The following is a 14,112-nucleotide window of genomic DNA, read 5'->3' on the forward strand; positions in this document are numbered from 1 at the left end:
AAGAGTATCGCAAGAATTGCAAGCCACTTGCTTAACCCTGCAACGCCCGCACGGGGACGGTGCCGGCCGAGCGTACCGGCCGGCACCGTCCCCGACAGGTCGGGTGCTACGGACAGGTCGGGTGCTACGGATTGATGTTGATCTTGAAGTTGGGCGTCGTGTTCTTGATGTCCACGGCGTTGTTGTCGAGTGTCAGACGGTTGAAGGTGACCTCGCCGACGGCCGGCCCCTGCTCCGCCTCCGGCATCTCGTTGGCCCACACCCCGAAGCCGGACTTGGCGTCGAAGGCGTCACCGCTCTTGCGGGCGCCGGTGATCGAGATGTCGTTGAGGATGGTGTCCTTGACCGGGAACTGCGGCTGCCCGCCCACATAGTTGGTCTGGAACATGATGCCGCTGTAGGTCGGATCGACGATGTCGACGTTGTTGATCCGGATCCCCTGGAACACCTTGGACGCGGAGAACAGCCAGATCCCGGGGAAGGTCTGCCCGTTCCAGAAGTGGCCCCCGGACCGTACGACCGACACGTTCTCGATCGTCGTCGGACCGGTCCCGAAGCCGTTCATCGGATACCCGAAGTCCAGCGAGCTGACCGTGATGCCGGAGTACACCAGGGTGTCCGCGACATGGATGTTGCGGAAGGTGTTGTCGTAGCCGCCGTACACGGCGATGCCCGCGGCGCGCCAGGTCAGGATCGTCGTCAGGTTCTCGTAGACGTTGTTCTTCATGTCCGCGCCCCCGGCGTCGATCGCCGAGAACAGCGCGAAGCTGTCGTCGCCGGTGGCCCGTGCCTCGTTGTTGACGACGTGGTTGTCCGTTGAGCCGTTGGTCATGTTGACGCCGTCGGCGAACATGTCGCGGATCCGGGAGTTCTTGATGGTGATCCGGTCCGTGTTCGCACCCCAGTAGAGGCACACCATGTGCTCGTTCCAGATGTTGTCGATCACCATGTCGGCGACATTGGCGAAGTCGAACACCTTGCCGGGGCCGTCGATACGTGAGGTGTAGTTGCCGAAGTACGCGAAGCCGCTGAAGGTCGATCCGTTCGCCGCGGCCTCGGCACGGAAGCCGATGTCGGTGTTCTCCTGGGACGCCGGGGCGCGGAAGCGGGTGAACCAGGGCCCGGCGCCGACGACCCGCACCGGCTTTCCGTACACCTGGAACTTGCTGGAGGTCTGGTAGTCACCGGCGGGCAGGTAGACGCCCACCAGCTTCCCTGTGGTGTCCATCCGGACCTTGTCCAGCGCGTTCTGCACGTCCTGGTGGGTGAGTCCGGCCGGCACCGTGTACGTGGCCGGGTCCGGGTTGGCGATCGGGGTGGCCTGCTCCAGGCTGACGAAGTCGATCGCGTACTTCGAGGTGTTGGCCGCGTCCTTCTGGAGCCTGATCCTGCTGCCCGCCGCGACGGTTCTGCCCAGCAGGACGTTGGCCTCGTCGTAGATGTGGCGGGGCGCGCCGGAGCTGGGCGCGTTGCCGGGGGCGGCCTCCGCCCCGTACAGCCAGGCGTACTTCGAGGTGAGGTCGACGGCCTTGAGGAAGGTGCCGTCCACGTAGATGTTCAGGGTGGAGTCGATGCCGCCGCCGCCCGCCGCGTCCGGGAGGGAGAACCGGGTGACCAGGGTGTTGGTACTGGCCTTGGAGGTGAACTCGACGTAGTTGCCGGTGTCGTCGAGGGTGACCGCCTTACGGCCCGACGCCTCGCCCGCGACGTCGCCGATGGTCCTGTTGGGCCCGACGACCCGCGCCCCGCCACCGGTGGTGCCGTCCTCCGCCTCGTACAGGTCGTACGGCATGTCGGCGCCGCGGCCGACGAAGAGCGGCCGGCTGCTGGTGTTGTTGTCGCGCTTCACCGGCAGTTCGTTGGCGTCGGCGGCGAGGACCGCCTTGAGGGTGTACGAGCCGTTGACGGCCGCCCAGGTACCGAGGCCGACCGGCGCCGTGGTCGCTCCCGGGGCGATGGTGCCGTTGTACGTGCCGGTCAGGGTCTTGACCGTGGCGCCCTTGGCGTCGAGCACGGAGAGCGTGATGCCGTGCGCTCCGGCCGCCGACGCCACGTTGCCCTGGTTCCTGACCGCGAGGGAGAAGGTGACGGTGTCCCCCGCGGACGGGGAGGACGGGGAGGTCGCGACCGTCGCGGCGACCAGGTCGGAGCTGTCGACGGCCCGCACCACGAGCGGGGTGGGACTGGTGTAGGCGTTGTTGGTCTCGTTCTCCTCCATGATCAGGCCGCCCGGGTCGACGACGGCGCCGAGCTGGTACGAACCCGCGTCCCGCGCACCGATGTCCGCCGTGACCGTGGCCGAGGCCCCGGCCGCGAGCGCGCCCACCGACGCGGTGGCCACCTTGGTGCCGCCGAGCCGGAGTTCGACCGGTCCGGCCGGCGCGGCGGCGCGCCCGGTGTTGCGTACGGTCGCCGACAGGGTGATGGCGTCGGACTCGACCGGCGCCGAGGGCGAGGCGCTCAGCGCGGTCACGGTGAGGTCCGGGTTGGGCGCCGGGGCGCCGAGCACCTGGAACTCCGCGACCTGACCGGCGCCCGAGCCGGTGTTGGAGGTGAACCTGAGCTGGACGTCGGCGACGCGTGCGTCGACCGGGATGGTCACCGCGTTGCCGGTCGCCGGGGTGAAGGCGTAGTCCTTGGCCGCCACCAGGCTCGTGAGGCCGGAGGCGCTCTGCTCGCGGCCGAGCACCTGGATGTTCTGGGTGCGCGCTCCCCAGGAGCTGTCGGGGTTGAGCTTGACGACGACGCTCCGGGTGTCGGCGTTGGCGCCCAGCTTCACGGTGAGTGTGTTGGGGTAGCCGCTGCCCGCGCCCTCCCAGTAGGTGGTGAGGCTGTTGTCGTTGGCGTTCTCCGCGACGTAGGTGTGGACCACGGAGGAGGCGGCGATCGGCCGGCCGACGGCGAGGTTCGACGCGGGTCCCGAACTTCCGTTCCGTGTCACGGTGTTGCTGTTGACCGAGGTGTTGCCGGCCGCGTCCTTCGCCCGTACGTGGTACGAGACCGTCGTCCCGGCCGGCTGGGTGTCCGTGTACGTGGTGACCTCGCCGGCCACGCTCTTGCGCAGGACGTTGTCGGCGTAGATGTCGTAGCCGGTCACCCCCTTGTTGTCGGTCGAGGCGCCCCAGGTCAGCTTGATCTCGTCGGCCGACGGCTCGGTGAAGGCGAGGTCGGCGGGGGCCGTCGGCGCCTGGGTGTCCCCGTTGTCGCCGCGCCGGGTGACGGTGTTGCTGCCCGCCGACGCGTTGCCCGCCGCGTCCTTCGCCCGTACGTAGTACGAGACCGTCGTCCCGATGGGCTGGGTGTCCGTGAAGGTGGTCACGGTGCCCGGGACGCTGCTGCGCACCTCGTTGTCGGCGTAGATGTCGTAGCCCGTCACACCGGTGTTGTCGGCGGACGCCTTCCAGGCGAGTACGATCCGGCCGGTGGCGGGTTCGGTGTACGACAGCTCGGTGGGCGCGGTGGGCGCCTCGGTGTCACCGGTCTCGGGCCCGTAGATCTCCAACTCGGAGAGCTGGCCGCCGGGTTGGGCGGTGTTGGCGGTGATCAGCACCCGGAGGTACCGCGTGGTGGTGGCGTCGAAGGCGATCGTCGCCGACTGGCTGCCCGCCGCGTTGAACCTGTACGCCTTGGAGGCCGTCAGATCGGTGAAGGCGGTGTGGTCGGTGGAGCCCTGGACCTTCAGGGTCTGGTCCCTGGCGCCCCAGCCGTCGGGCAGCCGCAGCACCACCTGGTCGACCCGGACCGAGGTGCCCAGGTCGGCCTGGATCCACTGCGGGAAGTCGCTGTTCCTGCTCTCCCAGTAGGTCGCCCTGTTGCCGTCGTTGGCGTTGCCGGGCCCGTAGACCTCGGTGAAGCTGCTCGACGTCAGGGTCTTGCCGAGGGCGAGGTCGACCGAGGCGGCGGCTGCCGCGTGGACCTCCAACTCGGCTAGCTGGGCCTTCTTCCCCGCCGTGTTGGCGGTGAAGTCGGCCCGTACGAAGCGCGCCCTGGTGGCCGGGAAGGTCACCGTCACCGTGTTGCCCGTCCCGGGGCCGAAGGTGTACGTGGCCGAGGTCTTCAGGGTCGAGAAGCTGGTGCCGTCGGCGCTGCCCTGGAGGGACAGGGTCTGCTTCCTGGTCGCCCATCCGGTGGGGAGCTTCAGCACCACCTGGTCGACGCGCCGGGTGGAGCCCAGATCGGACTGCACCCACTGGGGGAATGTCTTTCCGCCGCCTTCCCAGTACGTCGACGGGTCCCCGTCCGTGACGCTCCGGGGGGCCTTTCCGCCCGCGGTCGCGCTCGCCGTCGCGGTCCGGCCCGCGGCGACATCGGGGCCCTTGGCCCGGGGGCCGTCGGCCGCCGCGGCGGTGAGCGTCGGCCAGCCGGCCATCAACAGGCTGCTGGCGAGGGTGGCGGCGAGGACTCGCCATCTCCGGCGTAACGATCTCATGGTTCCCCGATCTTCGGCCTCGGCGCGAGGGCGGCGAGGGCGCGGCTCCGGCAGCACGCCTGCATGGCATGCATTTCTGCACTGACGAACGGAGGATTTTGCATTTTGCCGTGAGAGAGTTGCAGAGAAATGCGAGTGCGTCCATCGGCCCGACCGAACGAAATCGCCGTGCGGCACACCGAAGTTGGCCGTCGCCCCTTGCGAACGACGTGATTTTTGGCGCTCGATGGCCGTGAACAGGAAAACGTAAGTGATCTGCAAAACTTGCAGATATTTTGCTGCGTTCCAGAAAATGCGCGAGGGCGTCAGATGCCGGGCAGCGGGTCCTGTTCCGCCTCGCGCCGCCGGGTCCTGATGTCCGGTGCGGGCGGGTGGAGTTTGGCGTCGCAGGCGGGGCCGAGACCGGTACGGCGCGAGCCCGTGCCGGTCAGCGGCCTGCCGCACATACGGCACCGGACGAGCCGCGCGCCGGCGGCGGCGTCCGGCGCGGAGCCGGGGAGCCGGCCGTCGTCGGCGGGCTGCGAGGGGTCGAGCGGGGTTTCGTCCACGGACCACCTCTACCAGCCCGGCCGCCGGTCACCGCGGTCACGGGTCCACAATGAGGACAGTTCGCCGTCGACCGAGGAGATCCTGATGACCCTGTACGACATCCCGCTGACCACTCTGACCGGCGAGCCGACCTCCCTGGCCGCCTACGCGGGCAAGGCCGTGCTGCTGGTGAACGTGGCGTCCAAGTGCGGCCTCACCCCGCAGTACGCCGGTCTGGAACGGCTCCAGCAGAGTTACGGCGACCGGGGCTTCACCGTCCTGGGCGTGCCCTGCAACCAGTTCGCGGGGCAGGAGCCCGGCAGCGCGGACGAGATCCGGACGTTCTGCTCGGCCACGTACGGCGTCAGCTTCCCGCTGCTCGCGAAGACGGACGTGAACGGGGAGACACAGCACGCGCTGTACGCCGAGCTGACGAAGACGGCCGACGCGGCGGGCGACGCCGGGGACGTGCAGTGGAACTTCGAGAAGTTCCTGATCTCCCCGAAGGGTGAGGTCGTCGCCCGGATCCGGCCGCGTACGGAGCCGGAGGCCCCCGAGGTCGTCGCGGCCATCGAGGCGCAGCTCCCCGCCTGACACCCCGTCGGCCGGGTCCTCGGCCACCGTACGAGGACCCGGCGCTCCCCCACCGCTAGCGGATGGGCATGCCCGACAGGGTGCGGGCGATGACCAGGCGCTGGATCTCGCTCGTGCCCTCGAAGATGGTGTAGATCGCCGCGTCCCGGTGCATCCGCTCCACCGGGTACTCGCGGGTGAAGCCGTTGCCGCCGAGTATCTGCACGGCCTGCGCCGTGACCTGCTTCGCCGTCTCGCTCGCGTACAGCTTGGACATCGAGCCCTCGGCGGAGGTGAAGGGCTTGCCGGTGGTCGCCATCCAGGAGGCCCGCCAGACCAGCAGCCGGGAGGCGTCGATACGGGTGCGCATGTCGGCCAGTTGGAAGGCGATGCCCTGGTTGTCGATGATCGGGCGGCCGAACTGGCTGCGGGTCTTCGCGTAGTCGAGGGCGACCTCGTACGCGGCGCGCGCCGTGCCCACCGCCATGGCGCCGACGGCCGGGCGGGACGCCTCGAAGGTCGCCATGGCGGCGTTCTTCACGCGCTCCCTGTCGCCCTTGCCACCGCCCGCGCCCTCGGCGGCCCTGGCCCGCTCGTGCGCCCGCGCGAGGCGTTCGTCCAGCTTCTCCTTCCCGCCGAGCAGGCAGTGGCCGGGGACCCGTACGTCCTCCAGGACGACCTCGGCGGTGTGGGAGGCGCGGATGCCGTGCTTCTTGAACTTCTGGCCCTGGGAGAGTCCGGGGGTGTCCGGCGGGACGATGAAGGAGGCGTGGCCCTTGGTGCCGAGCCCGGCGTCGACGACGGCGACCACGACATGGACGTTCGCGATGCCGCCGTTGGTGGCCCAGGTCTTGGTGCCGTTGAGCACCCACTCGTCCGTGGCCTCGTCGTAGACCGCCCGGGTGCGCATGGCGCCGACGTCGGAGCCCGCGTCGGGCTCCGAGGAGCAGAAGGCGCCGACCTTCACGTCGTCCGGGTCCCCGTACATCTGCGGGATCCAGGTGCCGATCTGCTCCTCGGTGCCGTTGGCGAGGACGCCGACGGCCGCCAGCCCCGTACCGACGATGGACAGGGCGATGCCCGCGTCGCCCCAGAACAGCTCCTCCATGACCATCGGGATCCCCAGCCCCGTAGGGTCGAAGAACTGCTGGGCGTAGAAGTCCAGGGAGTAGATGCCGAGTTTGGCGGCCTCCTGGATGACCGGCCAGGGGGTCTCCTCACGCTCGTCCCACTCGGCGGCGGCGGGGCGGATGACATCGGCGGCGAAGCCGTGCAGCCAGTCGCGGACCTGCTTCTGGTCGTCGTTGAGATCGAGCGTGAACTCGGTCATGTTCCCCTCCAGCACCGCGTGACCCACGGTGTCGCTCCCTGATGTTACTTGCGGTAACACCAGTCTGTTACTCATAAGTAGGGAATGTCAACCGGCCACCTTCTGACCAGCGTCGACGGCGGACAGGGTGTTACGTTGCGGTGGCGTCACGCAATCGCACGGGCGGGGAGACACATCTATGGAGAGCACACAGCAGGCCGAGCAGCAGCGCTCGGCCCGGCAACGGCGCCGACAGCTCCTGGAGGCGGCCGACCGGGTGGTGCTCAGGGACGGCCCGGGAGCCTCCATGAACGCCATCGCCGCGGAGGCCGGCATCACCAAGCCGATCCTCTACCGGCACTTCGGCGACAAGGGCGGGCTGTACCGGGCGCTGGCCAAGCGCCACACGGACGCGCTGCTCGACGCGTTGCGGACCGCGCTGGACGCGCCCGCGGGGCGGCGCGAGCGCGTGGAGGCCACGCTGGACACGTATCTCGCCGCGATCGAGGCGAGGCCCCAGGTCTACCGGTTCCTGATGCACCCGGCCGAGGACACCCCGCTCCCCGAGCAGGGCTTCGACGTCGGCCGCCACTCGGCGCCGCTGCTGCGCCGGCTGGGTGAGGAACTGGCCAAGGTCATAGAGGAACGGGTCGACCTCGGCCCCGGCAGCGAACAGCTCGCCCGGGTCTGGGGCCACGGCATCGTCGGCATGATGCACGGCGCCGGTGACTGGTGGCTCGGGGAACGCCCCTGTCCGCGCGCCCAGTTGGTGCGCAGCCTGGCGGACCTCCTGTGGGGCAGGCTGGCGGCGGTCGACGACCGCGCGGGCGGCCCCGGCTTCTGAGCCCGGACGGCGCGTTCCGGGCCGGGCCGGCGCACGGGGCCGTACAGCGCGCTACGGGGCGGGCGGGCGACCCGTCGCCCAGGGCGCCCGGCGCGCCGCGCGCAGCGTCCTGGAGCGCCGCCACCCGGTGAGCCGGTCGGAGTAGAGCATGCCCTCCAGGTGGTCGCACTCGTGCTGGAGACAGCGGGCGAAGAAACCCCGGCCCTCCACCCGGGCCGGTACGCCGTCCTGGGTGAAGCCCTCCACCACGGCATGGTCGTACCGCTCCGTACCCGCCTCGATGCCCGGCAGGGACAGACAGCCCTCGGGTCCGCGCAGCACGATGTCGTCGGCCGAGGCGAGCCGGGGATTGACGAGGTGTCCGAGATGGCGGACGTCCTCGTCGTCGGGGCAGTCGTACACGAACACCCGCTGGGAGACGCCGATCTGATTCGCGGCCAGCCCGACACCCCGGGCGGCGTACATCGTCGCGAACAGATCCTCGATCAGCGCGCCGAGCGCGGGACCGAAGTCGGTGACGGGTTCACAGGGCGCGTGGAGGACGGGATCTCCGAGCAATCTCATGGCTCGTACTCGCCCGGTACTGCCGGGGATCGGACGGTTTCGCATGACGGTCAGGGTACGGTCCACGGTGAACCCCGCCTTCTGCCCGGTGCCACGGTTCGGGGCCCTGGCCGGATCTCGATAGGCTGGCCCACGGACCGACGCAAGGAGGATCAAGGCGATGTCAGGCAACACGGACCCGCTGACGCCGCGGGCCAAGCTGGCCGTGACGGCGGGCAAAGCCGCGGCGGCGGTGTCGCGCGCCGCAGGGCGCGGCAGCGGATCGGTGATCGGCGGGAAGGTGGCGCTCCGGCTCGACCCGGATCTGCTGGGCCGGCTGGCGCAGCATCTCGACGTCATCCTCGTGTCGGCGACCAACGGGAAGACCACCACCACCCGGCTGATCGCCGAGGCGCTGCGGGCCGCCGGGCCCGTGGTGTCGAACGCGCTCGGCGCCAACATGCCGGCCGGCATCACCTCGGCCCTCGCGGGCGGCTCCGACGCCCGGTTCGGCGTGATCGAGGTCGACGAGAAGTATCTCGCCGGGGTCGCCAGGGACACCACGCCCAAGGCGATCGCGCTGCTCAACCTCTCCCGCGACCAGCTCGACCGCGCCGCGGAGACCCGCATGCTCGCCGAGAAGTGGCGGGAGGGACTGGCCGGCACGAAGGCCGTCGTCATCGCCAACGCGGACGACCCGCTGATCGTCTGGGCCGCCTCCTCCTCGCCCAACGTGGTGTGGGTCGCGGCGGGCCAGGAGTGGAAGGACGACGCCTGGTCGTGCCCTTCCTGCGGCGGTGTGATGCAGCGTCCCGGCGACGACTGGTTCTGCGGCGAGTGCGGATTCCGCAGGCCGCCGCCGAGCTGGGCGCTCCACGGCGACCACGTACTCGATCCGCACGGCTCCGCCTGGCCGATCCACCTCCAGCTCCCGGGCCGCGCCAACAAGGCCAACGCGGCGACGTCCGCGGCCGTCGCGGCGACCTTCGGGGTGCCGCCGCAGGTGGCCCTGGAGCGGATGTACCAGGTGCAGGCCGTCGCGGGACGGTACGACGTGGTCTCCTTCCTCGGCCGTGACCTGCGGCTGCTGCTCGCCAAGAACCCGGCGGGCTGGCTGGAGACGTTCTCCCTCATCGACCCGCCGCCCACGCCGGTCATCCTCGCCGTCAACGCCCGTGGCGCCGACGGTACGGACACCTCGTGGCTGTGGGACGTGGACTACACCCGGCTCGCGGGCCACCCGATCTTCGTGATCGGCGACCGCAAGCTGGACCTCGCCGTACGTCTGGAGGTCGCGGGCCTGGACTTCCGGGTCTGCGAGACGCCCGACGAGGCCGTGCGGATGGCACCGCCCGGCCGTATCGAGGCGATCGCCAATTACACGTCGTTCCAGGATCTGCGCAGACGGGTGGGCAACTGAAGCCATGTCGGGATACATGACTCCCCGGAACCCGGAAGGACGAGCCAGAATGAGCGACAACAGCCTGCGGCTGGTGTGGATCTACCCGGACCTGCTGAGCACCTACGGTGACCAGGGCAACGCTCTCGTGGTGGAGCGCAGGGCGCGCCAGCGCGGTCTCGGGGTCACGCGGGTGGACGTACGCAGCGACCAGCCGGTGCCGACCTCCGGCGACATCTATCTGATCGGCGGCGGCGAGGACCGGCCCCAGCGGCTGGCGGCGGAGCGGCTGCGCCGCGACGGCGGGCTCAGCAGGGCCGTCTCCAACGGCGCCATCGTGTTCTCGGTCTGTGCCGGGTACCAGATCCTGGGCCACGAGTTCGTCAACGACCTGGGCGAGCGCGAGGCCGGTCTCGGGCTGCTCGACGTGGTCTCCACGCGCGGCGAGGGCGCGCGGTGCGTCGGCGACGTACTGGCGGACATCGACCCGCGGCTGAACCTGCCGCAGCTCACCGGCTTCGAGAACCACCAGGGCATCACGCACCTCGGCCCGGCGGCCCGGCCGTTCGCGCGGGTCCAGCTCGGCCGGGGCAACGGCACGGGCGACGGCACGGAGGGCGCGTACAACGACACCGTCTTCGGTACGTACATGCACGGCCCGGTGATGGCGCGCAACCCGCAGATCGCGGACCTGCTGCTGAAGCTGGCCCTCGATGTGAACGCGCTGCCGCCGACGGACGACCGGTGGTACGAGGCGCTGCGCGCCGAGCGGGTCGCCGCGGCGACCCAGCCCGCCTGATCGACTCCCCGGGCGCCCCGTCCGGCGCCCTCCCGCCCCGCGTCCGCCTGTCCAGCAGGCGGACGCGGGGTTTCGGTACCCCCGGCGACCGCCGGTAGGCTGGCGAGGATCTGGCCTGACAACGGTGTCCGGCCGTCGGCCCACGTTGCAAAGGTAATCCGGGCTATGCGAATTGGTGTGCTCACCTCAGGCGGCGACTGTCCCGGCCTCAACGCCGTGATCAGGTCCGTCGTGCACCGTGCCGTCGTCGACCACGGCGACGAGGTGATCGGCTTCCACGACGGCTGGAAGGGTCTCCTGGAGTGCGACTACCGCAAGCTCGACCTCGACGCGGTGGCCGGCATCCTGGCCCGCGGCGGCACGATACTCGGCTCCTCCCGGGTCCAGCCCGCGCATCTGCGCGACGGGGTGGAGCGGGCGCGGGGCCATGTCGCCGACCTGGGGCTCGACGCGATCATCCCGATCGGCGGTGAGGGCACGCTCAAGGCCGCGCATCTGCTCTCCGATGCCGGGCTGCCGATCGTCGGCGTACCGAAGACCATCGACAACGACATCGCCTCGACCGATGTGACCTTCGGTTTCGACACGGCCGTCGGGGTCGCCACCGAGGCGCTGGACCGGCTCAAGACGACCGCGGAGTCGCACCAGCGCGTACTGATCGTCGAGGTCATGGGCCGGCACACCGGCTGGATCGCCCTGCACTCCGGCATGGCGGCGGGCGCGCACGCCATCGTCGTGCCCGAGCGGCCCTTCGACATCGGTGAGCTGACCGAGGTGGTCGGCAAGCGGTTCTCGGCGGGCAAGCGGTTCGCGATCGTCGTGGTCGCGGAGGGCGCGAAGCCGCGCGAGGGCTCGATGGAGTTCGACGCCGGCGGCAAGGACATCTACGGCCACGAGCGCTTCGCGGGCGTCGCCCGGCAGCTCTCGATCGAGCTGGAGGAGCGCCTCGGCAAGGAGGCCAGGGCGGTCATACTCGGGCACGTCCAGCGCGGCGGCACGCCCACGGCGTACGACAGGGTGCTGGCGACCCGGTTCGGCTGGCACGCCGTCGAGGCGGCGCACCGCGCCGAGTTCGGCATGCTGACGGCGCTGCGCGGCACGGACATCGTGATGGTGCCGCTGGGCGAGGCCGTGGAGACGCTCAAGACGGTGCCTCCGGAGCGGTACGCCGAGGCGGAGTGCGTGCTCTGACTCGTCTCCCCGCTCCTCCCCCGGCCTCCGGTACGGGACGGACCGCCCCCGGTCGCGATCGCGGCCGGGGGCGGTCCTAGGCTGGTGCGGACAACCGGCGCGAAAACCACCGCCGGTGGACGGTGGGCACGGCGGGCGCCGCGGTGCCCGCCACGGGAAGCACCGGGAGCGCACGGATGGATCACAGCGGGCACGGCATGACCATGGATCTGCCGCCGTTCACGCTGGGACGAGGGCTTGAGTACTCCCCCGACCTCTTCTTCCTGACCGGCTGCCTGGTGGCGCTCGCCCTGTACGGCTGGGGCGTCGTCCGGCTGCGCCGGCGCGGGGACGGCTGGGGGGTCGGCCGCGTCGTCGCCTTCGTCCTCGGTGTGCTGACCATCGCCCTGATGATGTGCACCAAGCTGAACGACTACGGCATGGTCATGTTCAGCGTGCACATGGTCCAGCACATGGTGATCAGCATGGTCTCGCCGATCCTGCTGCTGCTCGGCGCCCCGGTGACCCTGGCCCTGCGCGCCCTGCCGGTCGCGGGCCGGGGCAGCGACGGCAGGAGCCGGAAGGGGCCGCGCGAGCTGCTGCTGGCGCTGCTGCACAGCCGCTACGTACAGATCATCACGCACCCCGCCTTCACCATCCCGCTCTTCATCGCGAGCCTGTACGGGCTCTACTTCACCCCTCTCTTCGACTTCCTGATGGGGTCCAAGCCGGGGCACATCGCGATGATGGTGCACTTCCTCGGCGTCGGGCTGATCTTCTTCTGGCCGATCATGGGGATCGACCCGGGGCCGCACCGGCCCAACTACGTGATCCGGATGCTGGAGCTGTTCGCCGGGATGCCGTTCCACGCGTTCTTCGGGATCGCGCTGATGATGGCGAGCGAGCCGATGGTCAAGGCGTACGAGAACCCGTCGGCCTCGCTCGGGATCGACGCCCTCACCGACCAGAACGCGGCCGGCGGTATCGCCTGGGCGTTCAGCGAGATCCCGTCCGTGCTGGTGCTGGTCGCGCTGGTCTACCAGTGGTACCACTCGGAGCAACGGCAGGCGAAGCGCTCCGACCGGGCCGCGGACCGGGACGGCGACAGGGAGCTGGCGGAGTACAACGCCTACCTGGCCTCGCTCCAGGCCCGGGGACGGTAGCGCGAACCGGGGTCGCCGGGCGACGATGGGCGTCACGGCCCCGGCCTGGAGGAGGACATACATGTCCGGTTCCACGAAGACGATGGGTGTGGTGACCGTCGGCGCGCTGGTGGTGGTCACGGGGTACACCGCGGCACTCGGCAGCAACGGCTGGCTGTGGTTCGGGTGGGTGATCCTGGGGCTGGTGACGATCGGCATGGCGGCGGCCCGCGGCCACTGATCTTTGACCTTTCGAGGACGTTCCGAGGATATCGCGCAACCTCCCGGTTGCACGAGGCGGAGATGAGTGCAACTCTTGGGTTGCACGTTATTGCCGACTCCTGCCGGGAGGTTCCTCATGTCCACATCCGCGTCCACCTCTGCTTCCGCTTCCGACGACCGCGTCGAGCGCGAGGTCTCCATCGCGGCGCCCCCTGAGCGCGTCTGGGCCGTCCTGACCGAACCGGAGCACGTCGGCTCGTGGTTCGGTCAGGGCGAGCCGACAGCCGTCGACCTGCGGCCCGGCGGCATCATGTTCCTGGACCACGGTCAGTACGGACAGTTCCGTACGACGATCGTGAAGGTCGATCCGCCGCACCACTTCTCGTACCGCTGGGCGAGCGCCTACCCCGGCGAGGTGGCCGAGGAGGGGAACTCCACCCTGGTCGAGTTCACGCTCACGCCCGAGGGCGAGGGCACCCGGCTGCGTGTCGTGGAGAGCGGCTTCGCCGATATCGTGATCCCCGAGGAGCGGCGGGACGTCGCCTCCAAGGAGAGCCACACGGAGGGCTGGACGGACATGGTCGGCGCCATCCGGGACTACGCGGAGCAGCGCGACGCATGACGACGGACTCCGCCCGCGGGAACACCGGGCAGACCGCCCCCGGCTCCGGCTCCGACCCCGGTCGGGACGCGGTGGCGGAGGTGCTGTCCGCGCTGGCGGACCCGACCCGGCGCCGGATACTCGACGCCCTGGCGGCGCACGGCGAGGCGACCGCGACCGTGCTGGCCGGGGAGCTGCCGGTGAGCCGTCAGGCCATCGTCAAGCACCTCGCCGTCCTGGACCGGGCCGGCCTGGTCACCGGGTACCGGGAGGGGCGCGAGGCGCGGTACACGGTGCGGCCGGACCGGCTCACGGTCACCGCGCGCTGGATGGACCGGGTCGCGGCCGACTGGGACGCCCGGCTCTCCGTCATCAAGCGGCTCGCCGAAGCGGCGGAGCCGGCCGGCGACGGCCGACCGGCGGGCGGCTGACCTGTGTGGTGGGGGGGGGGGGGGGGGGGGGGGGGGGCGCCCCCCCCCCCCCCCCGCCCCCCCCCCCCCCCCCCCCCGCGGCCCCCCCCGGGGGGGCGCCCCCGCCGGGCGCGGGGGGGCGC

At 70.6% G+C, this 14,112-nt stretch carries 13 protein-coding genes; 9 read left to right on the plus strand and 4 right to left on the minus strand.

Going from position 1 to position 14,112, the window contains the following annotated elements; all coding sequences use genetic code 11:
• Positions 1 to 124: 124 nt before the first annotated feature.
• Both ACIBJC_RS36645 and ACIBJC_RS36650 read right to left on the minus strand, forming a co-directional pair.
• On the minus strand, positions 125 to 4,429 hold the full coding sequence (locus ACIBJC_RS36645) for a discoidin domain-containing protein (protein WP_399300442.1): 4,305 nt from the start codon (positions 4,427 to 4,429) through the stop codon (positions 125 to 127).
• 305 nt (positions 4,430 to 4,734) lie between these two features.
• The gene (locus ACIBJC_RS36650) at positions 4,735 to 4,977 is read right to left on the minus strand and encodes a DUF6011 domain-containing protein (RefSeq protein WP_399300445.1); all 243 of its coding nucleotides are present in this window, start codon (positions 4,975 to 4,977) and stop codon (positions 4,735 to 4,737) included.
• A gap of 85 nt (positions 4,978 to 5,062) precedes the next feature.
• On the opposite strand from ACIBJC_RS36650, the gene ACIBJC_RS36655 reads away from it, so the two are divergent.
• The gene (locus tag ACIBJC_RS36655; RefSeq protein ID WP_399300447.1) at positions 5,063 to 5,551 is read left to right on the plus strand and encodes a glutathione peroxidase; all 489 of its coding nucleotides are present in this window, start codon (positions 5,063 to 5,065) and stop codon (positions 5,549 to 5,551) included.
• Between the two features lie 55 nt (positions 5,552 to 5,606).
• On the opposite strand, the gene ACIBJC_RS36660 is transcribed toward ACIBJC_RS36655, so the two are convergent.
• Positions 5,607 to 6,860, minus strand: coding sequence for an acyl-CoA dehydrogenase family protein (locus ACIBJC_RS36660; protein ID WP_399300450.1), 1,254 nt, complete (start codon positions 6,858 to 6,860; stop codon positions 5,607 to 5,609).
• Positions 6,861 to 7,038: 178 nt separating this feature from the next.
• On the opposite strand from ACIBJC_RS36660, the gene ACIBJC_RS36665 reads away from it, so the two are divergent.
• Positions 7,039 to 7,683 carry a TetR family transcriptional regulator gene (locus tag ACIBJC_RS36665; protein ID WP_329825448.1) on the plus strand — a complete coding sequence of 215 codons (645 nt, stop codon included), beginning with the start codon at positions 7,039 to 7,041 and terminating at the stop codon, positions 7,681 to 7,683.
• A 51-nt stretch (positions 7,684 to 7,734) separates the two neighbouring features.
• Here ACIBJC_RS36665 and def read toward each other — a convergent pair whose 3' ends face one another.
• Complete coding sequence (gene def / locus ACIBJC_RS36670) at positions 7,735 to 8,292, minus strand: peptide deformylase (RefSeq protein WP_399300453.1); 558 nt, start codon at positions 8,290 to 8,292, stop codon at positions 7,735 to 7,737.
• A gap of 115 nt (positions 8,293 to 8,407) precedes the next feature.
• Between def and ACIBJC_RS36675 the strand changes: the two genes are divergently transcribed.
• From ACIBJC_RS36675 to ACIBJC_RS36705, 7 genes are all read left to right on the plus strand, one after another.
• Positions 8,408 to 9,646: a MurT ligase domain-containing protein gene (locus ACIBJC_RS36675; protein WP_329825446.1), complete on the plus strand. Its 1,239-nt coding sequence runs from the start codon at positions 8,408 to 8,410 to the stop codon at positions 9,644 to 9,646.
• A 49-nt stretch (positions 9,647 to 9,695) separates the two neighbouring features.
• The gene (locus tag ACIBJC_RS36680; protein ID WP_329825445.1) at positions 9,696 to 10,424 is read left to right on the plus strand and encodes a glutamine amidotransferase; all 729 of its coding nucleotides are present in this window, start codon (positions 9,696 to 9,698) and stop codon (positions 10,422 to 10,424) included.
• A 165-nt stretch (positions 10,425 to 10,589) separates the two neighbouring features.
• Positions 10,590 to 11,615, plus strand: coding sequence for a 6-phosphofructokinase (locus tag ACIBJC_RS36685; RefSeq protein WP_399300457.1), 1,026 nt, complete (start codon positions 10,590 to 10,592; stop codon positions 11,613 to 11,615).
• Between the two features lie 176 nt (positions 11,616 to 11,791).
• On the plus strand, positions 11,792 to 12,757 hold the full coding sequence (locus tag ACIBJC_RS36690) for a cytochrome c oxidase assembly protein (protein ID WP_399300460.1): 966 nt from the start codon (positions 11,792 to 11,794) through the stop codon (positions 12,755 to 12,757).
• Positions 12,758 to 12,818: 61 nt separating this feature from the next.
• The gene (locus ACIBJC_RS36695; protein WP_329825442.1) at positions 12,819 to 12,977 is read left to right on the plus strand and encodes a hypothetical protein; all 159 of its coding nucleotides are present in this window, start codon (positions 12,819 to 12,821) and stop codon (positions 12,975 to 12,977) included.
• 117 nt (positions 12,978 to 13,094) lie between these two features.
• Entirely contained in the window at positions 13,095 to 13,580 is a 486-nt protein-coding gene (locus tag ACIBJC_RS36700) for an SRPBCC family protein (RefSeq protein ID WP_399300464.1), read from the plus strand.
• A gap of 71 nt (positions 13,581 to 13,651) precedes the next feature.
• Complete coding sequence (locus tag ACIBJC_RS36705; protein ID WP_399300468.1) at positions 13,652 to 13,990, plus strand: ArsR/SmtB family transcription factor; 339 nt, start codon at positions 13,652 to 13,654, stop codon at positions 13,988 to 13,990.
• The last annotated feature ends 122 nt before the right edge of the window (positions 13,991 to 14,112 follow it).

Source organism: Streptomyces sp. NPDC050509, assembly GCF_044457965.1.
GTDB lineage: Bacteria > Actinomycetota > Actinomycetes > Streptomycetales > Streptomycetaceae > Streptomyces.